This window comes from Pseudomonas sp. GZD-222 (assembly GCF_049310525.1).
Classification (GTDB): Bacteria; Pseudomonadota; Gammaproteobacteria; order Pseudomonadales; family Pseudomonadaceae; genus Aquipseudomonas.
Map to the genome: position 1 here is coordinate 41,566 of NZ_JBMOWO010000044.1, position 22,565 is coordinate 64,130.

The following is a 22,565-nucleotide window of genomic DNA, read 5'->3' on the forward strand; positions in this document are numbered from 1 at the left end:
ACTTTATTTCCGCTGAAGCAGGAGTACGCCAGTGTCGCGCTATCTAGTGTTAGCTGTTTTTCTATTGCCGGCATCGCTCTTGGCAGCGCCCGCCGATACCCCGACAAATGATCACGACCTGGCTTACAGCCTGGGCGCAAGCCTGGGGGAACGTCTGCGTACAGAAGTACCCGACCTGCAATTGGAAGCCTTGCTTGAGGGACTACGTCAGGCCTATCAGAACAAGCCACTGAGCTTGAGCAAGGAGCGCATGGCGGCACTACTGAGCGAACATGAAAACCGTGCCAATGAAGCAGCGCTACAGGCGCAAAGTGAACAGCTACTGACTGCGGAAAAACGCTTCATGGCTGCCGAGCGAAGCCACGCAGGTGTGCGCGAATTAGCCGCAGGCGTTCTGGTGACTGAACAGGTGAAAGGCACCGGCAACAAACCCACTCGCAATGGCAAAGTTCAGGTTCGTTATGTCGGCAAGTTGCCCGACGGCACGGTCTTCGATCAGAACCAGCAAGCGCAATGGTTCAAGCTGGACAGTGTGATTGAGGGGTGGCAAGTGGCGCTGCCAGAAATGGCGACGGGGTCGAAATGGCGACTGGTGATTCCTTCAGCACAAGCGTACGGGGCTGAAGGCGCGGGCGACTTGATTGCGCCCTATACGCCACTGGTGTTCGAGATCGAGTTGCTTGGGGTTGCCGACTGAAGCGTCGGCACACCCATCAGGCCTGTACCGCGCCCTCTTCGCTGTGCGCGTTGTGCAGCACTTCGATCAAGCAGTCTTCGAGTTCGAAGCGTTCATGCAGCAAGCTGCCGAGCTCGGTCAATTTCTTCGCGAAGCGCTCGGGGTCGTTGCAATCACCCTTATCGCAATGATCGTTGAAAGCCGAGGCAATTTCGGTGGTCGCATCAATACGCGGGCTGATCTGCTTGGCCAGCTCCAGTCCTCGCGTATCACCAAACGCTTTGGCTTCGCTGACCAGTTGCTCGCTCACTTCAAAATGCCAGGCTGAGACATAATCGATCAGCACTGCACAGAAGTCTCGACTCTTGTCCTTGTCGGCAAATGCCGGCTTGGCATCGCGCAACTCACGAAAGGCCGTTACCAGCTCTGCACGCTCATCCAACCAGCGGTCAATGAGCTTGTGAACCCCACCCCAGCGTTCCTGAGCATTCTGACAACTATCTAGCATGGCGATCTCTTCCCTTCTGGGTCATGCGCCTGCTCCCGCTCGCAAGTGTGCGCAGCAATGGTGAAATCAGCAGACGGCATCGAGCAGCTGTGTTTTCGGTATGCGTGCAGGGAGATTATTCCCGTGCGCCCTTGGCTTCAAGGTACGCAGACGACAAAGTTCATACAAGTGTTTAATCCCACTCGATCTTGCCGCCGGTCGTTTGCACCTGAAATCGAGCGCTTCAGTTTTTGCCTGGATGACGGAGGAGCGAATGCCTTTGTACGAACAGGCGAAAGAAAAGTAGCGCTGCCAACAGCACAAATGACAGCAAGCTCCACTCAGGAACCGTCAGGTCGAGAAAACTCCAGTTGATGGGCATGCATTCAGGACTGCCGAGCACCATGATCTCGAGCAACTGGCCAAGCGGCAGGTGTTCGGCGAAATAGCCCATCGATGGCTGGCAGCCAATGTGCAAGGGTGGAGTGCCTTGCAGCCACACATGTCTGGCCGCAAGCAACGCGCCACCCGTGGCGCACAGCAGCGCCAGCGCTGCGTAGATGCGTGTGCCTTGGTAGCCGGGGGCATGGACCACCGCACACAGGCAGACCAGTGCAAAGCCACCCAGAAACAGCCGTTGGCTGTAGCACAACGGACAAGGGGCCAGTGCCATACCCCATTCAAGATAGAACGCGGTGGCGAGCATCAGCACCGACGCCAGCAAGGCCGGAAGGAACATTGAACGCAAGCGGGCCAACGGCATGAGAGTTCCGGAATCGAGATAGACAGGCTTCAACGGTAGTGGATAGCCGCAGCTTGTTTCAAGGCGCGACAAATAGGATAAGTCGTTGACTGCAAAAGGAATGCTCGCGGGAACGACAAGAAATGTATTCAGTTGTTGTCAGGCGGGGACGTAGAGGTTTGTAGGTGTTTTCGTCGAAGGCTTGGGCTCGCGGATCAGCGCAAGCCCAAGGGTACGTCAAGCTCGAACAGCCTCTGGCAAGGGCAACGCCAGCAGGCGCTCGTCAAGCAGGCCCAAGCCCTCCTGAAACAACTGGTTGCTGCGCTCGGTGTCACCCAGCCCGGCCAACAGCCGCGCCAGTTCGGCGCAGGCTTCGGGATTGCGCTGCAGGCGCAAGCTGCTTTCCAGATAATCACGCGCCTTGCCCCACAGACGGTTCTGCAGGCTCAACCGCCCCAGGGTTAGCAGCAGGCCAGGGTCATCGCTGTGCTGCTTCAACCAGCCTTCGGCAGTCTGCAACTGACGCGCCGGGTCTGTGCCGCGCACCAAGCCATAGAGCCGTGCCAAGTGGCTCTCGTACTGGCGCTTTAGCGCTGTACGCAGGACCTCTTCGGCTTCACTCTCCGCCCCTAGCTGGCGCAGTTGTTCGGCATATGCCAGTACCAACTGCGGTTCCTGGCGTTGGGCGGCCGTCAGTTGCTGCCAGGCCCGCTCCAGAGACTGACGGCCACTCTGTTCTTCACCTTCACGGCTGGCGGCCAGGCTGAGGTTTTCGCCCCAGGCCCGACGCTCCAGCTCCGCCAGTTCCGCGGCGGGCAAAACCTTGTCCTTGCGCAGCTCGGGCAACAAGCGGATCAGCGCCGACCAGTCGCCACGCTCGCGGTACAGCCGCTGCAGCAAGCGCAGCACCTGAGCGTTATGTGGATGGCGCTCCTGCATGGCCTGCAGAGTTACCAGTGCCGCATCGCTCTCACCGTGGTCCATCTGTAGCTGTGCGTGACTCAAGGCAATCGCCAGTTCCGCTTGCGGCTGACGCTCCAGAGCGCGTTCGAGCAGGTTGTCACGCTCTTCGGTGCGACCCAGTTCGTTCGCGGCACGTGCGGCGCCGAGGTAGTACAGCAACGGTTGACGCTCCGCCTCGGCGGCGCGCTGCAGGTGGCGCTGAGCGCTGGCCCAGCGCCCCTCGGCGAGGTCCAGCTGACCCTGCTCGATTGCCAGCTGGGTTCGACGACTGCGGTTGCGCCGCGACCAGGGATTGACCACGCCGCTGGAGGTCAGCACCAACTTGACCAGGTAGCGCACCAGCAGTACGGCCAGGATGATGCCGGCCAGTACCGCCAGCGCCGCCCAGAGGCCCGATTGATAGCGAAAGCTGCCGTAGGAAATCAGCACATAGCCGCTGTGCTTGGCGATCGCGATCCCGAGTGCGGCAGCGGCCGCAATGGCCACAACCGCCAACAGGTAGACGCGCTTCATGGCTTGGCCTCCTCGACCGGCTGGTGCCGGCGCTCAAGGTACGCCTGTACCGCGCTGAGGCTGTCCGCGAGGTCCGGGACCACGACGGACACCGGCTCCTCGGCCAATGCGTTGAGGCTGTCGAGCATGGCCTTGCTCTGCGGGTTGTCAGGATTGAAGTTGGCCAGCAAAACGCTGCGCGCATCATCCAGCGCCTGGGTGTAGACCTTTGCTTCGCCGTTGAGCGCTGCCCACTGGGCCTGCTCGATGGTCAGGCTCAGTGCCAGGCGCAGTTGATTGAGCGACTGCCCGGCAAGCAATGGGCGAACGTTTTCGTCGGCGTTGAAATCAATCTGGAAGTACTTGGACATCTCCGCCCACCATTGCGACCAGCGACTGGCGCCATCACCATCGGCGGTCAAGGCGCCCAGGGCATCGGCGTCGCTGTTGAACACCGGCGATACGGCACTGAGCTGCTGCACCAGTTCACGCTGGGCCGCCAGTTTCAGGAACAAGCCGGTACGGTCCGGTTGCTGAACGCCGTTGAGGGTTGCCAGACTCTTGGCCAGCTGTTCACGGGCGGCAAAGGCGCCCGGGTCGCTTTGCTCGCGCAGGATGTCATCGGCACCCTGAACCAGCGCACGAGCGCTGACGATGTCCTGCAAAGCAGACAAGCGCAGACTGGCCAAACGCAGCAAGTGTTCGGCTTCAGCCAGGCGCCAGTCCTTGCGGCTGGCACCCAGGACGGTTTCCAAACGCTGATTGAGGCGTTGCTGATCGCCCTGCAATTGCGCCACCAGACGACGGCGGTCTTCGAGTTCAGAGGCTGCTGGCAACGCCGCCAGTTGCGTCGACATCTGCTGCTCTCGCAGTTGCAGTGCCTGCGTCTTTTCGCCCAGGGCTTGCAGGTATTGACCCTGGCCTTGTTCGGCACCTTGAAGCTGACGTACCTGCCAGACGCCCCAACCGCCGACGGCAACCCCCGCAGCGCCGAGCAGCAAGGCCAGGATTGCAAGGCCATTGCCCGAACGTTTACCCGGTGGGGTGGCAGAGGGTTCAGCCGCTTCTGGCGTGGATTGCAGATCATCGTTGGGCAAGACAGTTTCGCTCACGTATCCATCCTTTGCATTGGGCTTATCGCCAATCAGCTTAGCGCTTCAGAGGGCAGGTGCAGGCAATTGCTGCAGGGCTGCCAACAACGCCGCGGCGCTGGCGCCGCGGCAGTCCACTACATTCTGTGCCCCGGCATCCCGGGCTTGCGCGGCAACACGCGGGCTCGGCACAAACAGCGGCAGTTGCGCCAGCTGCGGCCAGTCCTCCCCGGCCAGTTGCCGCAGGTGTTCAAAACCCTGCCCACTGCTGACCACCAGGCCGTTCAGGCGTTCCCCGGAAACACGCGCAGACAGAGTTCCGTGCGGGTAGACCGGCAGGCAGCGACGGTAGAGTTCCAGATAATCGACACTAGCACCTTGCTCGGTGAGACGCTCGGCGAGCAGTTCGCGCCCTCCTTCACCGCGCATGATCAAAACCCGCGGCGCCGGGCCGGCAACGGCCTGCTGCAGCGCTGGCAGTTGCAGCAGTGCTTCACTGTCGTCGCCAGCCGCTGGAAAGCTGACCTGGCAACCATGGTCCTGGAGGACCTGCGCAGAAGCCGCGCCTACCGTAAACCAGGCGGGCCGAGGCAGCTGCGGCCAGTAACGGGACAATGCAGCCAGCCCAAGGCGAGCAGCCGGCTTGCTGACCACAATAATCGCAGCGTAACGATCAAACGCGCGCAACACGCCGAGCTGCGGCTCATCAAGGCTCATGGCCTCGATTTCGAGCAGCGGCAAACTGCTGCTGACAACCCCTTGCTCAGCCAGTACCTGCGCCAGCGCGACGCATTCTTCCGCCGGCCGTGTCAGGAGCAGGCGCCAGTTGCTCACGGGTGACCGGCCTCGCCATAAACGGCTTTGAGGATGTCCTCGGCGCCTTGCTTGAGCAGGTCTTCGGCAACCTGAACGCCCAAGGCTTCAGCATCGCTACGCGGCGCGCGGGCTTGAGCGGTCAGCAGCTTGCCACCGCTGGGTTCGCCCACCAGGCCGCGCAGCCACAACTGGTCACCTTCGAGCACGGCGTAACAGGCAATCGGTACCTGGCAACCACCGTTGAGGTGCTTGTTCAGCGCCCGCTCGGCAGTCACCCGGTCAGCGGTGTCCTGATGGTGCAAAGGCGCCAGCAGCGCATGGATCTCGCTGTCAGCGCTGCGGCACTCGATACCCACCGCGCCCTGGCCACCGGCGGGCAAGCTGTCATCGACACTGATGCCGGAAGTAATGCGATCTTCGAAGCCGAGACGGATCAGGCCGGCGGCGGCGAGGATGATTGCGTCGTACTCACCGGCATCGAGTTTGGCCAGGCGGGTATTGACGTTGCCACGCAGGAAACGGATCTCGAGGTCCGGGCGACGGGTCAGCAGCTGGGCCTGGCGGCGCAGGCTTGAGGTGCCTACAACACTGCCGGCGGGCAGGTCGTCGAGGCTCTTGAAGGTGTTGGAAACAAAGGCGTCACGCGGGTCTTCGCGCTCGCAGATGCAGTACAGGCCCAGGCCTTCGGGAAAGTCCATCGGCACATCTTTCATCGAGTGCACGGCGATGTCGGCCTGGTTTTCCAGCAGCGCGGTTTCCAGCTCCTTGACGAACAGGCCCTTGCCGCCAATCTTCGACAGTGGCGAGTCGAGCAGCTTGTCGCCGCGGCTGACCATAGGCACCAGAGTCACCAGCAGCCCGGGGTGGGCCTGCTCCAGGCGGGCTTTGACGTATTCGGTCTGCCACAGGGCAAGGGCACTTTTACGCGTGGCAATGCGGATTTCACGAGTGGACATGGATCGATCCGTACAAAGATAGATGAAACGGATGATACCAGTTCAGTCCTACCCGCTTGCAGATCTATGTCATAGGAGAAATGAACCATCCTTGGTAGGAATATTCTCCAATCCTTGCCTAAAGCTGCTGCATCATCTTGCGCACGCCGGCTACATGCCTGCGACTGACAATCAGCGCGTCACCATTGAGCCCCTTGAGAAACAGCTGAAAATGCCCGAGCGGCGTGCGCTGCAGACGCTCGATGCGATTGCGCGCGACCAGGGCATTGCGGTGAATACGCACAAAACGCTCACCAAACTCGTCTTCCAGTGCCTTGAGTGGCTCATCGAGCAGCACTTCGCCGCCCTCATGGCGCAGGGTCACGTATTTGTGGTCGGCGATGAAGTAAATCACCTGGTCCAGCGGAATCAGCTCGATACCCTTGCGGGTTCGGGCACTGATATGGCTGCGTGGCCCGCTGCCGCTCTCGGCGGCCGGGCGTGTCAGTGCCGCCAGCTGTACCCGACTGGGACGCTCGGCCTTTCTCAACGCTTCTCGCAGGGCGTCTGCCGTCACCGGCTTGAGCACGTAGCCCAGGGTGCTTTCCGTGAAGGACTCTACGGTGAATTCGTCATCACCGGTACAGAACACCACGGCAGGCGGGGCTTCGCGCTCACACAGGCGGGCAGCGACCTGGAGTCCGTCCAGGCCCGGCATGCGGATGTCGAGCAGGACTACCTCGGGTTTGAGGCTGTCAATCAGGGCCAGAGCCTCTTCGCCATTGGTGGCGCTGGGCTCCAGCACTGTATAGCCCCCGAGTTCGCCAAGCAGTCGGCTCAGGCGTTCCCGGGCTTGGGGTTCGTCATCAACGATCAGGACATTCATATTGCGCTGGATTCCTGCGTGAGTCTCGCACAAGGGTAGCGTAGACAGGTGAGGTGACGACCGTCACGGCGATCCACGCTCAGACTCGCACGATGGCTAAAGATTCACTGGTTCGGCAGGAAACATGCCGAGCCTCTGTCCAACTGTAGACGGTTGCCGGAACGCTGCCGTTCATTCGATAAATATCCTGTTATGCGCGAGCTGTCGTCGGCCTCTGCCGCGACATAATCACGCATTTGCGCCGACCGCCGTCCTGCGGCACGGGCCTCAACCCTGCTATCATCGTCGCCACTTTTCCGTTCACGCCTTCAACGAGTGAATCCATGAGCACCGACAAGACCAATCAGTCCTGGGGCGGCCGCTTCAGTGAGCCCGTCGACGCCTTCGTCGCCCGTTTCACCGCCTCCGTCAATTTTGACCAGCGCCTGTACCGCCACGACATCATGGGTTCGATCGCCCACGCCACCATGCTGGCGAAGGTCGGCGTGCTCACCGACGCCGAGCGCGACACCATCATCGATGGCCTGAACACCATCCAGGCCGAGATCGAGGCCGGCAATTTCGACTGGCGCGTCGACCTTGAAGACGTGCACATGAACATCGAAGCACGCCTGACCGACCGCATCGGCATCACCGGTAAAAAGCTGCACACCGGCCGCAGCCGCAACGATCAGGTCGCCACCGACATCCGCCTGTGGCTGCGTGACGAGATCGACCTGATCCTGGCCGAAATCACCCGCCTGCAGCAGGGGTTGCTGGAGCAGGCCGAGCGCGAAGCCGAGACCATCATGCCCGGCTTCACCCACCTGCAAACTGCACAGCCAGTGACCTTCGGGCACCACCTGCTGGCCTGGTTCGAGATGCTCAGCCGCGACTATGAGCGCCTGGTCGATTGCCGCAAGCGCACCAACCGCATGCCTCTGGGCAGCGCCGCGCTGGCGGGTACCACCTACCCGATCGATCGCGAGCTGACCTGCCAGCTGCTGGGCTTCGAAGCCGTCGGCGGCAACTCGCTGGACGGTGTCTCCGACCGCGATTTCGCGATTGAATTCTGCGCCGCCGCCAGTGTGGCGATGATGCACCTGTCGCGCTTCTCCGAAGAGCTGGTGCTGTGGACCAGCGCCCAGTTCCAGTTCATCGACCTGCCTGACCGCTTCTGCACCGGCAGCTCGATCATGCCGCAAAAGAAGAACCCGGACGTTCCGGAGCTGGTTCGCGGCAAGACCGGCCGCGTGTTTGGCGCCCTGACCGGCCTGTTGACCCTGATGAAAGGCCAGCCGCTGGCCTACAACAAGGACAACCAGGAAGACAAAGAGCCGCTGTTCGATGCCGCCGACACCCTGCGCGACTCGCTGCGTGCCTTTGCCGACATGATCCCGGCGATCAAACCGCGCCACGCGATCATGCGTGAAGCCGCCCTGCGTGGTTTCTCCACCGCGACCGACCTGGCTGATTACCTGGTACGTCGTGGCCTGCCGTTCCGTGATTGCCACGAAATCGTTGGCCACGCGGTCAAGTACGGTGTCGATACCGGCAAGGACCTGGCCGAAATGAGCCTGGAAGAACTGCGTCAGTTCAGCGACCAGATCGAGCAGGACGTGTTCGCCGTGCTCACCCTTGAAGGTTCGGTCAATGCCCGTAACCACATCGGCGGTACTGCCCCGGCCCAGGTTCGGGCCGCTGTAGTCCGCGGCAAAGCCCTGCTGGCCAGCCGCTAAGCCCTGCGCCCAGGCTCGCCGGCGTCCTGCCGCGAGCCTGCCGCATCAGCGGTCAACGCTTACCGCTACGCACCATTTCGAGGAACGCAGGCATCTGCGCTTCCTTGTCTGCCATGATCTTCTGCACATTCGGGTTGTTCTTGAAGCGCTCAAGCAGCTCGCGCGCTTGTGGGAAGTCTTCCAGTACATCGATGCCGAATACCTTCTTGCCCACCGCATACGCCAGGTCGACGCTGAAGCAGAACATCACATCAGCGATGGTCAGGCTGTCGCCGGCTACATACGGGCTAAATTTGCCGTTGCGCTTGAGCGTGGCAATACCTGCCAGCAGCTCGACCTTGGCCTTGTCCTTGATGGCCTGGTCTACCTGGGCGCCAAAGAACGCTTCGGGGAAGCAGGCGCGGGCCGGCAACTCGATGTACAGCTCAATCTCCTTGGCCAGCTCGTGCACCTTGGCCCGGGCGAAAATCCCTTCAGGCAACAGCGCCTTGCCCGGCTGGGTCTGCTCGATGTAATCGAGGATCAGGTTGGTTTCGCTAAGAAAGCCATGCTCGGTTTCAAGCGTCGGTACCTTGCCGCGTGGGCTCTTTTTCAGTGCCTCCGGGCTCTGGCCGCCGAAAAACGGAACCTCTTCAAACGGTACACCCTTTTCCAGCAACGCCAGCTTGACCATGTTGTAGTAGTTGCTGACGGCAAATCCATAAAGCTTAAGCATGAAACAGCCTCCAGGCCGTAAAGGGGTTGGCCGGGAAGTTATAGACTCAAATGCAGGGCACTGACCAGCATCATGGAGTTTGTCGATAGCAAGGCATCGGCGCTTTGCTCATGGCAAACTGGGCACCCCTTCAGAGGAGATTCGCCGATGAGCGAGCCAACCGATATCGACAACGACGAAGAAGAGTTCGCCGAGTCCACCCTGATCGAAGCGATCGAGAACCAGATCGAAAGCGATAATCCGCCGGCGGCCAAAGCCACGTTCAACAAACTGACGCTGGTAGGTTACGAGCGCGAAGACATCCTCAACCTCATGGCCCACGTCCTGGCCTACGAGATCGACGCGATGCTCGAAGAAGACCGTGCGTTCAACACCCAGTGGTACGAAACCGCCCTGCGCGCCCTGCCTGAGCTGCCGCCTGAAAAGGACTGAAGCAAAGCAGGAATTCCCTGACTACACTGCAAAACCAGGCACCGGCGACGGTGCTACCCTCCTTGTCTGGAAGTCGGAGTTTCTATGTCGTTTACCCCCGATCTGATTGCCGAGCTGGAAGTCCTTGCCTTGTTCAACCTGGGTAGTAACCAGGAAGGTATCAAGGTCCATAACACTGCTGCCCCTGAGGTCATCGCCGCAGCCAAGCGCCTGTACGACAAGCAACTGACCGACCAGCCCGATGGCGGCTACCTGACCAGCCTGGGGCATGATGCTGCGGAGCACGCACAGCAACTGCTGACCATCCTGAAAGTCACCCAGCCAGCCTGAGAACACTGATCATCGCGGGGCAAGCCCGCTCTCACAGGGTTAATCACCACCCGTGGGAGCGGGCTTGCCCCGCGCTGCATTCAACGCTAATAAAATGGCGTCAAAATTAAATTAGCGCTTAAACTCGCCACAGCTTCCCCCAGACGGCCGGTTTTAGCTCGCAATGAACCACCCCCACGAAATCCGCCCGGACCTTGACCAGGGCATCGACCGCAAGGTGCTCAGCCAGCTGCGCACGCGCTTTCTGACGCTCAACCAGGGCCGTCTGGCGCGGGCCATGGAAGGGTTGTCGAGCCGCCAGCAACAAGTGCTGACTCTGCTGCCGCTGTTCTTGCACGTTAACCATCCCCTGCTGCCCGGTTACGTTTCCGGATCCACGCCAGCGGGTGTAGCCAATTTCGAACCCGATGCCCAGCTGTTGGCCGAAGCCCAGCGCCTGACGCGTTCTTTCTCCTACAAGGCCCGCCGTGGCAACCCGCCGCAGCCGATTCAAGGGCTGTTCCTGATGGGCAGCCTGGGCACGTTTGCCCAGGCCGAGCAGAGCGACATGGATGTCTGGGTGTGCCATACCGCCGACCTGAGTGACAGTGAACGGGATGAGCTGCGCAAAAAGTGTCAGCTCCTGGAAATCTGGGCCGCAGGCCAGGGTGCCGAAGCTCACTTGTTTCTGATCGAGCCAACAAACTTCGTCAAAGGTGAACGCGACGGCCAACTGAGCTCCGACGACTGCGGCACAACCCAGCACTACCTGCTACTCGACGAGTTCTACCGCACCGCTATCTGGCTCGCAGGGCGTACACCGCTGTGGTGGTTGGTGCCGGTCTACGAAGAGCCGCGCTACCACCATTACATCGAAACCCTGCTATCCAAACGTTTCGTACGCGCCGAGGACCACCTCGACCTCGGTCATCTGGCGCATATACCGCCCGGTGAGTTCGTCGGCGCCGGGCTCTGGCAGTTGTTCAAGGGCATCGAGTCACCTTACAAGTCAGTACTCAAGCTGCTGTTGACCGAGGTGTATGCCAGCGAACACCCGCAAGTGCAGTGCCTGAGCCTGCAATTCAAGCAGGCAGTGTTCGCCAACCACCTCGACCTCGACGCGCTCGATCCCTACATGATGGTCTACCGGCGCATCGAGCAGTACCTGCTAGGCCGTGGCGAACACCAACGCCTGGAACTGGTGCGCCGCAGCCTGTACCTGAAAGTGAACAAAAAACTCAGTGGCCTGCCCCGCCAGCGCAGCGCCAGCTGGCAGCGCAACCTGCTGCAGCGGCTGAGCCAGGAATGGGGCTGGGACGAACGCCAACTGGTCCTGCTCGACAGCCGTAGCCAGTGGAAAGTGCGCCAGGTGGCTGTCGAGCGCCGGGAGTTGGTGGCCGAGCTCAACTACAGCTACCGCTTCCTCTGCCAGTTCGCCCGCGGCCAGAACGTTACCAGCCGCATCGACCAACGCGACCTCAGCGTCCTCGGGCGGCGCCTGTATGCCGCATTCGAGCGCCGTGCCGGCAAAGTCGAATTCATCAACCCGGGGATAGCCCCGGATCTGGCCGAAGACACCCTGACCCTGGTCCAGTCACCCAACCGCAAAGAACCCGGACAAGTGCACTGGGGCTTGTATAACGGCAACCTTGGCGTTCACGAGTGGGAACACTTCGCCCCGATCAAACGCAGTCGCGAGTTGCTCGAACTGCTGACCTGGGCTCACCGCAACGGCGTGATCGACAGCACTACACGCCTGGCCTTGCACCCAGGCAGCAGCGACCTGAGCGAGTACGAGCTGTTCAACCTGCTCGGGAATTTGCAACAAAGCGTCGCCCTGCCCCTGCAAACAGTCAGCGAGCAGCGCCTGCTGCAGCCAAGCGTGGCCGACGAGATCCTCTTGCTGGTCAACGTCGGCGTCGACCCGCTGCAGCACCATCGCGACCTGAATATTCTGATGACCACCGAGCGCACCGACTCGCTGAGCTATGCCGGTGTGCGCGAGAACCTGGTGCTGACACTGGACCAGGTCACCCTCAACAGCTGGAACGAGGTGCAGGTCCATCGCTACGAGGGTGAACATGCCTTGCTGCGCTGCCTGCGCGACTACCTTAACAGCCTCGGTAGCGCCCGGCACCGGCCCAACCTGCGGGTACGATGCTTCTGCCACAACCGGGCCCAGGCCATCGCCCTGCGGGTCGAAGAGGTATTCACCAGCGCCCAGGTCCTGTTGGCGCAGAACCTCAACCATCGCTACCTGTTGCAGGTCCAGCAACACACCCACGTACTGGAGCTGCAGGCCGGTGCGGTGAACCTGATCACGCTTGATGATCAGGAGGCGGTCCTGCGCTATCTCAGCGAAGAACGTAGCGACTACAGCCCCCTGCACCTGGACGCCAACGCCTTGCAGGAGCTGGACCTGGCTCAGGTCTTGCCCTTGGGGCAGCCGCAATGCATTCAGCTGTTCTATCGGCTGCAGGATGCCTGGGCGGATGTCTACGTACTGGATGAGCACAACGCGCTATGGCAACAACGCCTGCCCTACCACGATGAAAACAGTCTGCTGTTGCCGTTGCAGCGCTTCATGCAGTCGATCGTTTTCCGCCGTGAAGCACGCTTGCCACTGGACAGTCTGCACGCCCAAGGATCGCTGGACATTCTTTATTACCAATTATTACCATCAGGCCCAGGCAAGGTCCGCCAGGTGGAAGCGCGGCAGGTCGAGAGCAAGGCCATCAACAAGCCCTACTACGAAGTGCAGGCGATTCTGCAGGCAGGCGCCAGCGATGACGTGCAGGTCACGCTGTACTGCAATCAGCGGGAGTTTTCCCAGCTCGAGCACGGCGACCAGCTGTACACCGTGGTCGCCCGCGAGATCATCGAGCAGCGCCGCGAAGTCGAGCGCTACCGTTGCTACATCACCGATCTGGACCTGTCCGGCCTACTGGCTGACGGCCTGGGCTCGAGCATTCTCTACCTGCGCTACAAGGGCGAGCTGGAGCGGGCGCTCAACAAGGCCCTGGCGCAGGTTTGAGGCTTAGAGGTCGAAGTCGCCCGCAGCCTCTGGCTGATACTCGACCGCCAGCAGCTCAAGCTTCAGGGTCTTGCCGCCCGGGAGTGACCAATCAATTTTGGCGCCCACCGACAGGCCCAGCAGCGCGCTGCCAACCGGCGCGAGGATGGAGATTTTGCCTTCGTCGGCGTTGGCATCCTTCGGGTAGACCAGAGTCAGGTGGTAGTCCTTGCCGCTGGCTTCTTCGCGGCAATGAACCCGGGAGTTCATGGTCACGACACCGGCCGGAACTTCCTCGTGACCGACCTGCTCGGCGCGGTCCAGCTCGTCCTGCAAGGCGAGCACACCCGGAGAATCCTGCGTCTTCTCATCGAGGCTGTCGATCAGACGCTCGAGACGCTGAACGTCCAATCGGGTGACGATAATGGAAGGCTTGGTGCTCATGATCCAGTCAGACTCCTTTTTTTGAGCGATATAAAGCAAAACCCCGCCCAAGGGCGGGGTTTGCAGGAATTCGGCACAGCCGAAGTACGTTCGACACTACCACAGCCAAGTAAATACACAATACCTGAAGGGTTTAGTCCGACCCTGCCAGCTGCCGGCGAGCCTGAGCTTCCTGGCAGATCTGCCGACGCTGCTGGTCATCGGCCGAACGCCACTGGCGAATGTCTTCGACATGGCGAAAACAGCCAACGCAGACCTTGTGCTCATCCAGCCGGCAGGTGCTGATGCAAGGCGATGGCACCGCCGGGCTGACATTGCTGTAGAGCGGCTTGGCCGGCTTTGGCGTGTCGCTCATCTCAGATCTCTTCGAAGTCGAGCTTTTCGCCGATGCGATCCCAGACGATGCGCTCAAGCATCTCGCCGAGCAACTCTTCGGTTTTTTCGCAGGTCCACTTGCCGCTCTGCTCGTCGTAGTCGAAGTGGAAACCACCGGACTTGTCGGCCAGCCACAGCTGGCGCAGCGGCTCCTGGCGGCTGAAGATCAGCTGGCTGCCGTTGTCGAACTTGATGGTCAGGACCCCTGCCGAGTTCTCCATGTCCAGATCCAGGTCCGTCTCATCGAACAGGTCTTCCAGGGCCTGTTGGGTCGCGTCGACCAGGTCGTGAAAACGCGCTTCGGTCAAACTCATTGCAAGAACCTCAAAAATGTCTGCACACACGCAAGCCGGGCAAGATACGAGCGCCGCGCGCCGAATGCAAAGGATAACGCCCGCCACCTGGCCGCGGCAGCCCCCCGCCCGACGGCGGGCCGCCCGCATAGGCAAGGCGCCAGGTGCTCGGTATACTCGGGCGCAATACTGCTTATTACAAAGGATTACGCCATGAAGCGCCTGATCTCCACCCTCGCGGCGCTCGTCGCGGTTGCCTGCCTTGTTTCCGCCTGTGGCCAGAAGGGCCCGCTGTACCTGCCAGACGACAGCAAAGACGGTCAAAAGTCGCAATCGCACAAGCATCAGTAAGGGTAACCCATGGACGCTTTCAACTACCGCGACGGTGAACTGTTCGCGGAAGGCGTGGCCCTGTCGGCCATCGCCGAACGTTTCGGCACGCCAACCTATGTCTACTCGCGCGCCCATATCGAGGCCCAGTACCGTAGCTATGCCGATGCTTTGCAGGGTGTTTCGCACCTGGTGTGTTTTGCCGTCAAAGCCAACTCCAACCTCGGCGTGCTGAATCTGCTGGCCCGTCTGGGCGCAGGTTTCGACATCGTTTCCGGCGGTGAGCTGGAACGTGTTCTGGCCGCTGGCGGACGTGCCGACCGCGTGGTCTTCTCCGGTGTCGGCAAGACCCGTGAAGACATGCGCCGTGCCCTGGAAGTCGGCGTGCACTGCTTCAACGTCGAGTCCACCGACGAGCTCGAGCGCCTGCAAGTGGTTGCCGCCGAAATGGGCCTGCGCGCGCCGATTTCGCTGCGGGTCAACCCGGACGTCGACGCCGGCACCCACCCATACATTTCCACGGGTCTGAAAGAGAACAAGTTCGGTATCGCCATCGCCGATGCCGAAGAGGTCTACATCCGCGCCGCCCAGCTGCCAAACCTGGAAGTGGTCGGTGTCGATTGCCACATCGGTTCGCAACTGACCACCCTGGAGCCCTTCCTCGACGCCCTTGACCGCCTGCTGGCGCTGATCGACCGCCTGGGCGACTGTGGCATCCATCTGCGTCACCTGGACCTGGGTGGCGGTGTCGGCGTGCGCTACCGTGACGAAGAGCCGCCGCTGGCTGGCGACTACATCAAGGCCATTCGCGAACGCCTCGGCGAGCGCGACCTGGCGCTGGTGTTCGAGCCGGGCCGCTATATCGTGGCCAATGCCGGTGTCCTGCTGACCCGCGTCGAATACCTCAAGCACACCGAACATAAAGACTTCGCCATCGTCGATGCGGCCATGAACGACCTGATCCGTCCGGCCCTGTACCAGGCCTGGATGAATGTCACTGCCGTGCAACCGCGCGCCGGTGAAGGACGTACCTACGACGTGGTCGGACCGATCTGCGAAACCGGTGATTTCCTGGCCAAGGAGCGCACGCTCAACCTGGCCGAAGGCGATTTGCTGGCGGTGCACTCGGCAGGCGCCTATGGTTTTGTCATGAGCTCGAACTACAACACCCGTGGTCGCTGCGCCGAAGTGCTGGTCGATGCTGACCAGGCGTTCGAAGTGCGCCGCCGGGAAACCGTGGCCGAGTTGTTCGCTGGCGAAAGCCTGCTGCCGGAGTAAGCCCATGCTGCTGCGTTTTACCAAAATGCACGGACTGGGCAATGACTTCATGGTCCTTGACCTGGTCAGCCAGCATGCGCACATCCTGCCCAAGCACGCCAAACAATGGGGTGATCGCCACACCGGTATCGGTTTCGACCAGTTGCTGATCGTCGAAGCACCGAGCAGCCCGGAGGTGGATTTCCGCTATCGGATCTTCAACGCCGACGGTTCCGAAGTCGAGCAGTGTGGCAACGGTGCGCGCTGCTTTGCGCGCTTCGTGCTGGACAAGCGCCTGACCACGAAAAAGCGTATCCGCGTCGAAACCAAAGGCGGCATCATCGAGCTGGACGTGCGCAACGACGGACAGATCTGCGTCGACATGGGCCCACCACGCCTGGTGCCGGCAGACATCCCGTTCGATGCCCCGGCCCAGGCCCTGAGCTATCCGCTGGAAGTGGCCGGGCAGCAGGTCGAACTGGCCGCCGTGTCGATGGGCAACCCCCATGCGGTGCTGCGCGTCAACGACATCAACAGCGCCCCGGTGCATGAGCTGGGCCCGCAGATCGAGCACCATCCGCGTTTCCCGCAGCGGGTCAACGTCGGCTTCATCCAGGTCATCGACCGCCACCGCGCACAACTGCGCGTCTGGGAACGCGGCGCTGGGGAAACCCAGGCTTGCGGCACCGGCGCTTGCGCAGCTGCCGTCGCCGCAATCAGCCAGGGCTGGATGGACTCGCCACTGCTGATCGACCTTCCCGGTGGGCGCCTGTCCATCGAATGGGGCGGCCCGGGCAAGCCGGTGCTGATGACCGGCCCGGCCGTACGCGTCTTTGAAGGACAGGTTCGTCTATGAGTGAGTGCCAACCATGACCGATCAGCCCCAGGCTCCCGCCGAACAGCCCACCGACCTTAGCGCCGAGGGCTCGACGCCCGCCTTCGGGGCTGAGGCCGTGGTTGCCTACCTGCGTGACAACCCGACGTTCTTTGCGGAACACGACGATCTGCTCAGCGAACTGCACATTCCCCATCAGCGCGGCGATAGCGTTTCGCTGGTGGAGCGCCAGCTCAAGCTGCTGCGCGATCGCAACATCGAGATGCGCCACCGCCTCTCGCAGTTGATGGACGTGGCCCGTGACAACGATCGGCTGTTCGACAAGACCCGCCGCCTGATTCTCGACCTGCTCGATGCCGACAGCCTGGAAAGCGTGGTCATGGCCGTCGAAGACAGCCTGCGCCAGGAGTTCAAGGTGCCCTTCGTCAGCCTGATTCTGTTTGGCGAAAGCGCAGCTCCGGTTGGGCGCTGGGTCAATAGTGCCGACGCCCAGCAAGCCATCGGTGGCCTGCTGTGCAGCGGCAAGACGGTCAGCGGCAACCTGCGCGACCATGAGCTGGACTTTCTGTTCGGTGAAGAACAGCGCAAGGAAGTCGGCTCCACTGCCGTTGCCACCCTGAATCACCAGGGTTTGCACGGTGTATTGGCCATCGCCAGCCGCGACCCTCAGCACTACAAGAGCACCGTAGGTACCCTGTTCCTCGGCTACATCGCCGAAGTGCTCGGCCGCGTGGTGCCACGCTTTACCCAGACTCTGCGCCCGGTACGCTGATGGAACGCCAGCTGCAGGCTTTCAGTGCGCACCTGCGCAATGAACGCCAGGTGTCCGAGCACACCCAGCTGGCCTACCGCCGCGACCTCGACAATGTCCTGGCGTACTGCACCAAATCCGGTATCGACAGCTGGAATGCCCTGCAGATCCAGCACCTGCGTCAGTTCATCGCCCGCCAGCATCACCAGGGGCAGTCGTCCCGCAGCCTGGCGCGGCTGCTCTCGGCGGTGCGTGGTTTCTACCGTTACCTCAACCGCGAAGGGCTGTGCAGCCATGATCCGGCCAATGGCCTGTCGGCGCCCAAGGGTGAGCGACGCCTGCCGAAAACCCTCGATACCGACCGCGCCTTGCAGTTGCTCGAAGGTGCGGTTGAAGACGACTTTCTCGCCCGCCGCGACCAGGCCATGCTCGAGCTGTTTTACTCCTCCGGCCTGCGCCTGTCGGAACTGACCAGCCTCAATACCGACCAGCTCGATCTGCCCGCAGGTTTGGTCCAGGTGCACGGCAAAGGCAGTAAGACCCGAGTACTGCCGGTTGGCCGCAAGGCCCGCGAAGCTCTCGAGCAATGGCTCGCGCTCCGGGGCATCAGTGCCCCGGAGGATAACGCGGTGTTCGTCAGCCGCCAGGGCCGCCGCCTGGGCCCGCGCGCCATCCAGCTGCGTGTACAGGCTGCCGGGGCACGGGAGCTGGGGCAGAACCTGCACCCGCACATGTTGCGGCACTCCTTCGCCAGCCACCTGCTGGAATCGTCCCAGGACCTGCGCGCCGTACAAGAAATGCTTGGCCACGCCGACATCGCCACTACGCAGATCTACACTCATCTTGATTTCCAGCACTTGGCCGCCGTCTATGACAGCGCCCATCCTCGGGCCAAACGCAGTAAGGGCAGCGATTCATGAGTATCAAGCTGATCACCTTTGATCTGGACGACACACTGTGGGACACCGCACCGGTGATTGTCAGCGCCGAAGCTATTTTGCGTGACTGGCTGGCCGCCAATGCGCCGGACCTTGGCGCGGTACCGGTGGAGCACCTGTACGCCATCCGCGAACGCCTGGTGCAGGCCGAACCCGGGCTCAAGCACCGCATCAGCGCCCTGCGCCGCCGCGTGCTGTTCCGCGCCCTCGAGGACGTCGGCTACAGCGAGAACAAAGCCCGGGAGCTTGCCAACGAAGGCTTCGAGGTGTTCCTCCACGCGCGCCACAAAGTCGACATCTTCCCCGAGGTCCAGCCGGTGCTGGAGATTCTGCGCCACAGCTATACCCTCGGCGTGGTCACCAACGGCAATGCCGATGTGCGCCGCCTGGGGCTGGCCGACTACTTCAAGTTTGCCCTGTGCGCCGAGGACCTGGGGATCGGCAAGCCCGACCCGCAGCCCTTCCTTGAAGCACTGCGCCAAGGTGAGGTCGAAGCTCACGCAGCGGTGCATATCGGCGATCATCCCGGCGATGATATTGCCGGGGCCCAGCGTGCGGGTCTGCGGGCGATCTGGTTCAACCCGCAGGGCAAAGCCTGGGAGTCCGACAACCGTCCCGACGCCGAAATCCAGCGTCTGTCGCAATTGCCCGAACTGCTCCACAGCTGGGGCTGACTGACAAATCTCACCCACAAAAAAGCCCGCAGCGACGGCGGGCTTTCTTGCTGACGAAACCACTCAGATAGGGCGGCTACCGTACTTGTTGTCCGGCTTCTTGGGCGGATCGGCGACCACGTTGGCCTCCACTTCCTGCACCTTGCCACCACGGGAGAGGAACTCTTCCATGGCCTTGGCCAGTGCATCACGCTCCTTCTGCTTGGCTTCCATGCTCGGCATCTCGTCTACCGAGACAGCTGCCGACTTGGACTTGCCCTTGGCAACAGGTACCGGGCTGTCGTCGCCACTGTCGTCAGCCACATCATCGGCTGCCGCTTCGAGGCCTTCATCACCTTCGTCTTCGTCGCCTACTTCGAGGTCGTCATTTTCCAGATCGTCGTCGCTCATGTTCTACCTCATGACTTGCGAAAAGCAGATTAGTTATAGACCAGCAGCGCCGTAAATCGACAGCCGCCGGAAAAATTCAATGGGTCGCGGGTTTGCCGCCACCTCGGGTGCGCGCCAGAAAACCTGGCGACCACCGTGCAGGTCCCGCTCTTGGCAGGGCCTGACGAAATTAAAGAGCTGCCGATAGTGAATCGTCGGCCTACCCTGGCGTGATCAGCCTGCTCATTGGCAAGCCTAGCAAAGGGTAGCGAAGTTTGCGGACAGCTTGTCAGCTCCCTTCGGCGCGCATTCTAGCGTGCTCAGAGAAAAAGCAAAGTGCCTAACTAGCACTCTGGTCTGTAAGTTTTCTGCCTACATGCGGCCAGCTGAAAAAGAGACGGCAAAAGCGCCGAGCGAAACCGTTTGCGCTACCAGAAACCGACAAACTGCAGGCAAAAAAAATGCCCGGCAAGCCGGGCAAGATTTTTCGAGGCAGTTACAGGTTGTAGCCACGCTCGTTGTGTTGCGCCAGGTCGAGACCGACCGACTCTTCTTCTTCGTTAACCCGCAGGCCCATCACCAGATCCAGCACCTTGAGAATCACGTAGGTGACGATCGCGGTATAGATCACGGTAAAGCCGACGCCCTTGGCCTGAATCCAGACTTGTGCGCCGATGTCTTCGACGGTGCCGAAGCCACCCAGTGCAGGGGCTGCGAACACGCCAGTGAGGATCGCACCGACGATACCGCCGATGCCGTGCACGCCGAAGGCGTCCAGGGAGTCGTCGTAGCCGAGCTTGCGCTTGAGGCTGGTTGCGCAGAAGTAGCAGATCACACCGGCCACCAAGCCGATCACCAGGGCGCCCATCGGGCCGACCGTGCCGGCAGCCGGGGTGATGGCGACCAGGCCTGCGACCACACCGGAAGCGATGCCCAGAGCGCTCGGCTTACCGTGAGTCAGCCATTCGGCGAACATCCAGCCCAGGGCGGCGGCGGCCGTAGCGATCTGGGTCACCAGCATGGCCATGCCCGCCGTACCATTGGCAGCCGCAGCGGAGCCGGCGTTGAAACCGAACCAGCCGATCCACAGCATGGCCGCGCCCATCAGGGTGTAACCGAGGTTGTGCGGCGCCATCGGCGTGGTCGGGAAACCTTTACGCTTGCCCAGCACCAGGCAGGCGACCAGACCTGCGATACCGGCGTTGATGTGCACCACGGTGCCGCCGGCGAAATCGAGTACGCCCCAGTCCCACATCAGGCCACCGTTGCCGCTCCAGACCATATGCGCAATCGGCGCGTAGACCAGGGTGAACCAGATGGCCATGAAGATCAGCATTGCCGAAAACTTCATGCGCTCGGCAAAGGCACCGACAATCAGCGCCGGGGTGATGATCGCGAAGGTCATCTGGAAGGTGATGAATACCGCTTCAGGGAACAGCGCCGCCGAAGAGGTCAGGCTCGCAGGCGTCACGCCAGCCAGGAAGGCTTTGGACAGGCCACCGACGAAGGAATTGAAGTTGACTACACCTTGCTCCATACCGGTGGTATCGAACGCCAGGCTATAGCCGTAAACCACCCACAGAACGCTGATCAGGCCGGTGATCGCAAAGCACTGCATCATTACCGAGAGTACGTTCTTGGAACGCACCATCCCGCCGTAGAACAGGGCAAGACCGGGGATGGTCATGAACAGCACCAGGGCTGTAGCGGTCAACATCCAGGCGGTGTCGCCGGAGTTGAGTACGGGGGCTGCCTCCTCTGCCAGGGCCAGGCCAGGCATTACGAGGGACAAAAGGGCTCCTAGCCCTGCGAATTGACGCAGAGTCATGTTGTTATCTCCTGGGGCGTTGGGGTTTGGTGAGGCTTTTTTTAGATCGCGTCGGTATCGGTTTCGCCGGTACGGATGCGAATCGCCTGCTCCAGATTGACCACGAAAATTTTCCCGTCACCGATCTTGCCGGTGTTGGCAGCCTTGGTGATCGCTTCGATGACCCGGTCCAGATCCTTGTCGTCGATGGCGACGTCGATCTTCACCTTGGGCAGGAAATCAACCACATACTCAGCACCGCGATACAGCTCGGTGTGGCCCTTCTGCCGACCGAAGCCTTTGACTTCCGTGACAGTAATACCCTGCACGCCGATTTCAGACAGCGACTCGCGCACGTCGTCCAACTTGAACGGCTTGATGATGGCAGTGACTAGCTTCATGAAACTCTCTCCCGAATTGGTGGACTTGCCCCAGGAAAACAAACCCGACTCAAGTCTAAGCGCAGCGCCTGGCTTTGTAACGCGTCGTCGACCGAAACCGCGTGATGCTCCACCTGCACCCGCTTCGTCACGGTGACTGCATCAGTGCATGGGTCACCAAGGTCTTAGCAGAAACCTTGCCAGATCCGCTAAATCTCCCAATTACAGGCACTTGCGTTGATCACCGATGCTTGGCCAGTCGCCAGCACCGTTTCACTGCACAATTACAGTGCGTGACGATTCACCGCGATGCGCAAAAAGCGTGCAGCTCAAGGCAGGTAAAACTGCGTGCTACACTGGCGCCCCTCTTGGATACAGCGGATAGCCGAACATGCTCGCGCCCAAAGCCTTTCTCGATGCCCTGAGCGACCAAGCCTCGCGTCTGTTCAGCGGCGACACCTCGCAACCTCGTGCCGAACTCGAAAGCCAGTTCAAAGCCCTGCTGCAAAGTGGGTTCAGCAAACTGGAACTGGTCAGCCGGGAAGAATTCGACAGCCAGATGGTGGTATTGGCCCGCACCCGCGCTCGTCTTGAAGCGCTGGAAGCCAAGGTTGCAGAAATGGAAGCGCGCCTGAATCCGCCCGCCGCCGAATAAAACACCACCTCCGGTGGGAGCGGGCTTGCCCCGCGATTGCAGACGCTCAGTCACATCGCATCGCGGGGCAAGCACCCCCTCCCTCCCCCCCCCCCCCCCCCCCCCCCCCCCCCCCCCCCCCCCCCCCCCCCCCCCCCCCCCCCCCCCCGCTCCCACCTGCTGCTGCCCTTACAAGTGAAAGT

General features: G+C 61.5%; 26 protein-coding genes and 1 pseudogene. 12 read left to right on the plus strand and 15 right to left on the minus strand.

Going from position 1 to position 22,565, the window contains the following annotated elements:
* The first annotated feature begins 31 nt into the window (after positions 1-31).
* Positions 32-697 carry an FKBP-type peptidyl-prolyl cis-trans isomerase gene (locus ACO6VD_RS07855; protein WP_422418139.1) on the plus strand — a complete coding sequence of 222 codons (666 nt, stop codon included), beginning with the start codon at positions 32-34 and terminating at the stop codon, positions 695-697.
* A gap of 16 nt (positions 698-713) precedes the next feature.
* On the opposite strand, the gene ACO6VD_RS07860 is transcribed toward ACO6VD_RS07855, so the two are convergent.
* The 8 genes and pseudogenes from ACO6VD_RS07860 to ACO6VD_RS07895 all read right to left on the minus strand — a co-directional run.
* On the minus strand, positions 714-1,184 hold the full coding sequence (locus ACO6VD_RS07860) for an Rsd/AlgQ family anti-sigma factor (RefSeq protein WP_038615765.1): 471 nt from the start codon (positions 1,182-1,184) through the stop codon (positions 714-716).
* 223 nt (positions 1,185-1,407) lie between these two features.
* Positions 1,408-1,926 carry a disulfide bond formation protein B gene (locus tag ACO6VD_RS07865; RefSeq protein WP_422418142.1) on the minus strand — a complete coding sequence of 173 codons (519 nt, stop codon included), beginning with the start codon at positions 1,924-1,926 and terminating at the stop codon, positions 1,408-1,410.
* Positions 1,927-2,142: 216 nt separating this feature from the next.
* Positions 2,143-3,381: a heme biosynthesis protein HemY gene (locus ACO6VD_RS07870; RefSeq protein WP_422418144.1), complete on the minus strand. Its 1,239-nt coding sequence runs from the start codon at positions 3,379-3,381 to the stop codon at positions 2,143-2,145.
* Positions 3,378-4,472, minus strand: a complete 1,095-nt coding sequence (locus ACO6VD_RS07875) for a uroporphyrinogen-III C-methyltransferase (protein ID WP_422418146.1) — start codon at positions 4,470-4,472, stop codon at positions 3,378-3,380. Before ACO6VD_RS07875 ends, ACO6VD_RS07870 begins: the two co-directional genes overlap by 4 nt.
* Before the next feature lie 45 nt (positions 4,473-4,517).
* On the minus strand, positions 4,518-5,285 hold the full coding sequence (locus ACO6VD_RS07880; RefSeq protein ID WP_422418148.1) for a uroporphyrinogen-III synthase: 768 nt from the start codon (positions 5,283-5,285) through the stop codon (positions 4,518-4,520).
* Positions 5,282-6,223: a hydroxymethylbilane synthase gene (gene hemC, locus ACO6VD_RS07885; RefSeq protein ID WP_422418150.1), complete on the minus strand. Its 942-nt coding sequence runs from the start codon at positions 6,221-6,223 to the stop codon at positions 5,282-5,284. Before hemC ends, ACO6VD_RS07880 begins: the two co-directional genes overlap by 4 nt.
* Before the next feature lie 118 nt (positions 6,224-6,341).
* Positions 6,342-7,088, minus strand: a complete 747-nt coding sequence (locus ACO6VD_RS07890; RefSeq protein ID WP_400171783.1) for a LytR/AlgR family response regulator transcription factor — start codon at positions 7,086-7,088, stop codon at positions 6,342-6,344.
* Positions 7,085-7,192: pseudogene (locus tag ACO6VD_RS07895) on the minus strand (sensor histidine kinase); the annotation flags it as partial. The pseudogene ACO6VD_RS07895 and the gene ACO6VD_RS07890, both read right to left, overlap by 4 nt.
* 219 nt (positions 7,193-7,411) lie before the next feature.
* Here ACO6VD_RS07895 and argH point away from each other — a divergent pair.
* Complete coding sequence (gene argH / locus ACO6VD_RS07900) at positions 7,412-8,806, plus strand: argininosuccinate lyase (RefSeq protein WP_422418153.1); 1,395 nt, start codon at positions 7,412-7,414, stop codon at positions 8,804-8,806.
* A gap of 52 nt (positions 8,807-8,858) precedes the next feature.
* On the opposite strand, the gene ACO6VD_RS07905 is transcribed toward argH, so the two are convergent.
* Entirely contained in the window at positions 8,859-9,521 is a 663-nt protein-coding gene (locus tag ACO6VD_RS07905) for a glutathione S-transferase family protein (RefSeq protein WP_422418156.1), read from the minus strand.
* A gap of 147 nt (positions 9,522-9,668) precedes the next feature.
* Between ACO6VD_RS07905 and ACO6VD_RS07910 the strand changes: the two genes are divergently transcribed.
* From ACO6VD_RS07910 to ACO6VD_RS07920, 3 genes are all read left to right on the plus strand, one after another.
* Positions 9,669-9,953: a hypothetical protein gene (locus ACO6VD_RS07910; protein WP_045181455.1), complete on the plus strand. Its 285-nt coding sequence runs from the start codon at positions 9,669-9,671 to the stop codon at positions 9,951-9,953.
* A gap of 84 nt (positions 9,954-10,037) precedes the next feature.
* Entirely contained in the window at positions 10,038-10,283 is a 246-nt protein-coding gene (locus tag ACO6VD_RS07915) for a TIGR02647 family protein (RefSeq protein ID WP_422418158.1), read from the plus strand.
* A gap of 163 nt (positions 10,284-10,446) precedes the next feature.
* On the plus strand, positions 10,447-13,296 hold the full coding sequence (locus tag ACO6VD_RS07920; protein WP_422418159.1) for a class I adenylate cyclase: 2,850 nt from the start codon (positions 10,447-10,449) through the stop codon (positions 13,294-13,296).
* A 3-nt stretch (positions 13,297-13,299) separates the two neighbouring features.
* On the opposite strand, the gene rnk is transcribed toward ACO6VD_RS07920, so the two are convergent.
* From rnk to cyaY, 3 genes are all read right to left on the minus strand, one after another.
* Positions 13,300-13,719: a nucleoside diphosphate kinase regulator gene (gene rnk, locus ACO6VD_RS07925; RefSeq protein ID WP_157194640.1), complete on the minus strand. Its 420-nt coding sequence runs from the start codon at positions 13,717-13,719 to the stop codon at positions 13,300-13,302.
* 133 nt (positions 13,720-13,852) lie between these two features.
* Entirely contained in the window at positions 13,853-14,074 is a 222-nt protein-coding gene (locus ACO6VD_RS07930) for a DUF1289 domain-containing protein (protein ID WP_422418161.1), read from the minus strand.
* A gap of 1 nt (position 14,075) precedes the next feature.
* Positions 14,076-14,408, minus strand: coding sequence for an iron donor protein CyaY (gene cyaY / locus ACO6VD_RS07935; protein ID WP_400171791.1), 333 nt, complete (start codon positions 14,406-14,408; stop codon positions 14,076-14,078).
* Positions 14,409-14,600: 192 nt separating this feature from the next.
* Here cyaY and lptM point away from each other — a divergent pair, with 192 nt between their 5' ends.
* The 6 genes from lptM to ACO6VD_RS07965 are packed head-to-tail and all read left to right on the plus strand — an operon-like array spanning position 14,601 to position 19,172.
* Positions 14,601-14,738: an LPS translocon maturation chaperone LptM gene (gene lptM, locus ACO6VD_RS07940; RefSeq protein ID WP_010221125.1), complete on the plus strand. Its 138-nt coding sequence runs from the start codon at positions 14,601-14,603 to the stop codon at positions 14,736-14,738.
* A gap of 9 nt (positions 14,739-14,747) precedes the next feature.
* A complete protein-coding gene (gene lysA / locus ACO6VD_RS07945) occupies positions 14,748-15,995 on the plus strand; it encodes a diaminopimelate decarboxylase (RefSeq protein WP_422418164.1) in 1,248 nt (415 codons plus the stop codon).
* Between the two features lie 4 nt (positions 15,996-15,999).
* Positions 16,000-16,830 carry a diaminopimelate epimerase gene (gene dapF, locus ACO6VD_RS07950; protein WP_400171793.1) on the plus strand — a complete coding sequence of 277 codons (831 nt, stop codon included), beginning with the start codon at positions 16,000-16,002 and terminating at the stop codon, positions 16,828-16,830.
* Between the two features lie 13 nt (positions 16,831-16,843).
* Complete coding sequence (locus ACO6VD_RS07955) at positions 16,844-17,581, plus strand: DUF484 family protein (RefSeq protein WP_422418166.1); 738 nt, start codon at positions 16,844-16,846, stop codon at positions 17,579-17,581.
* On the plus strand, positions 17,581-18,480 hold the full coding sequence (gene xerC, locus ACO6VD_RS07960) for a tyrosine recombinase XerC (protein ID WP_422418168.1): 900 nt from the start codon (positions 17,581-17,583) through the stop codon (positions 18,478-18,480). The genes ACO6VD_RS07955 and xerC overlap by 1 nt, the downstream gene beginning before the upstream one ends.
* Positions 18,477-19,172, plus strand: coding sequence for an HAD family hydrolase (locus tag ACO6VD_RS07965; RefSeq protein WP_422418170.1), 696 nt, complete (start codon positions 18,477-18,479; stop codon positions 19,170-19,172). The genes xerC and ACO6VD_RS07965 overlap by 4 nt, the downstream gene beginning before the upstream one ends.
* 63 nt (positions 19,173-19,235) lie before the next feature.
* Here the strand turns inward: ACO6VD_RS07965 and sutA are convergent, their stop codons facing one another.
* From sutA to glnK, 3 genes are all read right to left on the minus strand, one after another.
* Positions 19,236-19,562 (minus strand): transcriptional regulator SutA, encoded by a 327-nt coding sequence (gene sutA, locus ACO6VD_RS07970; RefSeq protein ID WP_038615813.1) that lies wholly within the window; start codon positions 19,560-19,562, stop codon positions 19,236-19,238.
* A gap of 475 nt (positions 19,563-20,037) precedes the next feature.
* Positions 20,038-21,369 carry an ammonium transporter gene (locus tag ACO6VD_RS07975; protein WP_010221118.1) on the minus strand — a complete coding sequence of 444 codons (1,332 nt, stop codon included), beginning with the start codon at positions 21,367-21,369 and terminating at the stop codon, positions 20,038-20,040.
* A gap of 41 nt (positions 21,370-21,410) precedes the next feature.
* Entirely contained in the window at positions 21,411-21,749 is a 339-nt protein-coding gene (gene glnK / locus ACO6VD_RS07980; RefSeq protein ID WP_002555808.1) for a P-II family nitrogen regulator, read from the minus strand.
* A gap of 370 nt (positions 21,750-22,119) precedes the next feature.
* On the opposite strand from glnK, the gene ACO6VD_RS07985 reads away from it, so the two are divergent.
* Positions 22,120-22,383 carry an accessory factor UbiK family protein gene (locus tag ACO6VD_RS07985; protein WP_038615819.1) on the plus strand — a complete coding sequence of 88 codons (264 nt, stop codon included), beginning with the start codon at positions 22,120-22,122 and terminating at the stop codon, positions 22,381-22,383.
* Positions 22,384-22,565 lie beyond the last annotated feature (182 nt).

What these genes read in the sequence shown, in the direction of transcription:
- ACO6VD_RS07860 (WP_038615765.1), bottom strand. Translation starts at nt 1,184, where the DNA reads ATGCTAGATAGTTGTCAGAATGCTCAGGAACGCTGGGGTGGGGTTCAC.
- ACO6VD_RS07865 (WP_422418142.1), bottom strand. Translation starts at nt 1,926, where the DNA reads ATGCCGTTGGCCCGCTTGCGTTCAATGTTCCTTCCGGCCTTGCTGGCG.
- ACO6VD_RS07870 (WP_422418144.1), bottom strand. Translation starts at nt 3,381, where the DNA reads ATGAAGCGCGTCTACCTGTTGGCGGTTGTGGCCATTGCGGCCGCTGCC.
- hemC (WP_422418150.1), bottom strand. Translation starts at nt 6,223, where the DNA reads ATGTCCACTCGTGAAATCCGCATTGCCACGCGTAAAAGTGCCCTTGCC.
- ACO6VD_RS07890 (WP_400171783.1), bottom strand. Translation starts at nt 7,088, where the DNA reads ATGAATGTCCTGATCGTTGATGACGAACCCCAAGCCCGGGAACGCCTG.
- argH (WP_422418153.1), top strand. Translation starts at nt 7,412, where the DNA reads ATGAGCACCGACAAGACCAATCAGTCCTGGGGCGGCCGCTTCAGTGAG.
- ACO6VD_RS07905 (WP_422418156.1), bottom strand. Translation starts at nt 9,521, where the DNA reads ATGCTTAAGCTTTATGGATTTGCCGTCAGCAACTACTACAACATGGTC.
- ACO6VD_RS07910 (WP_045181455.1), top strand. Translation starts at nt 9,669, where the DNA reads ATGAGCGAGCCAACCGATATCGACAACGACGAAGAAGAGTTCGCCGAG.
- ACO6VD_RS07915 (WP_422418158.1), top strand. Translation starts at nt 10,038, where the DNA reads ATGTCGTTTACCCCCGATCTGATTGCCGAGCTGGAAGTCCTTGCCTTG.
- ACO6VD_RS07920 (WP_422418159.1), top strand. Translation starts at nt 10,447, where the DNA reads ATGAACCACCCCCACGAAATCCGCCCGGACCTTGACCAGGGCATCGAC.
- rnk (WP_157194640.1), bottom strand. Translation starts at nt 13,719, where the DNA reads ATGAGCACCAAGCCTTCCATTATCGTCACCCGATTGGACGTTCAGCGT.
- ACO6VD_RS07930 (WP_422418161.1), bottom strand. Translation starts at nt 14,074, where the DNA reads ATGAGCGACACGCCAAAGCCGGCCAAGCCGCTCTACAGCAATGTCAGC.
- cyaY (WP_400171791.1), bottom strand. Translation starts at nt 14,408, where the DNA reads ATGAGTTTGACCGAAGCGCGTTTTCACGACCTGGTCGACGCGACCCAA.
- lptM (WP_010221125.1), top strand. Translation starts at nt 14,601, where the DNA reads ATGAAGCGCCTGATCTCCACCCTCGCGGCGCTCGTCGCGGTTGCCTGC.
- lysA (WP_422418164.1), top strand. Translation starts at nt 14,748, where the DNA reads ATGGACGCTTTCAACTACCGCGACGGTGAACTGTTCGCGGAAGGCGTG.
- dapF (WP_400171793.1), top strand. Translation starts at nt 16,000, where the DNA reads ATGCTGCTGCGTTTTACCAAAATGCACGGACTGGGCAATGACTTCATG.
- ACO6VD_RS07955 (WP_422418166.1), top strand. Translation starts at nt 16,844, where the DNA reads ATGACCGATCAGCCCCAGGCTCCCGCCGAACAGCCCACCGACCTTAGC.
- xerC (WP_422418168.1), top strand. Translation starts at nt 17,581, where the DNA reads ATGGAACGCCAGCTGCAGGCTTTCAGTGCGCACCTGCGCAATGAACGC.
- ACO6VD_RS07965 (WP_422418170.1), top strand. Translation starts at nt 18,477, where the DNA reads ATGAGTATCAAGCTGATCACCTTTGATCTGGACGACACACTGTGGGAC.
- sutA (WP_038615813.1), bottom strand. Translation starts at nt 19,562, where the DNA reads ATGAGCGACGACGATCTGGAAAATGACGACCTCGAAGTAGGCGACGAA.
- ACO6VD_RS07975 (WP_010221118.1), bottom strand. Translation starts at nt 21,369, where the DNA reads ATGACTCTGCGTCAATTCGCAGGGCTAGGAGCCCTTTTGTCCCTCGTA.
- glnK (WP_002555808.1), bottom strand. Translation starts at nt 21,749, where the DNA reads ATGAAGCTAGTCACTGCCATCATCAAGCCGTTCAAGTTGGACGACGTG.
- ACO6VD_RS07985 (WP_038615819.1), top strand. Translation starts at nt 22,120, where the DNA reads ATGCTCGCGCCCAAAGCCTTTCTCGATGCCCTGAGCGACCAAGCCTCG.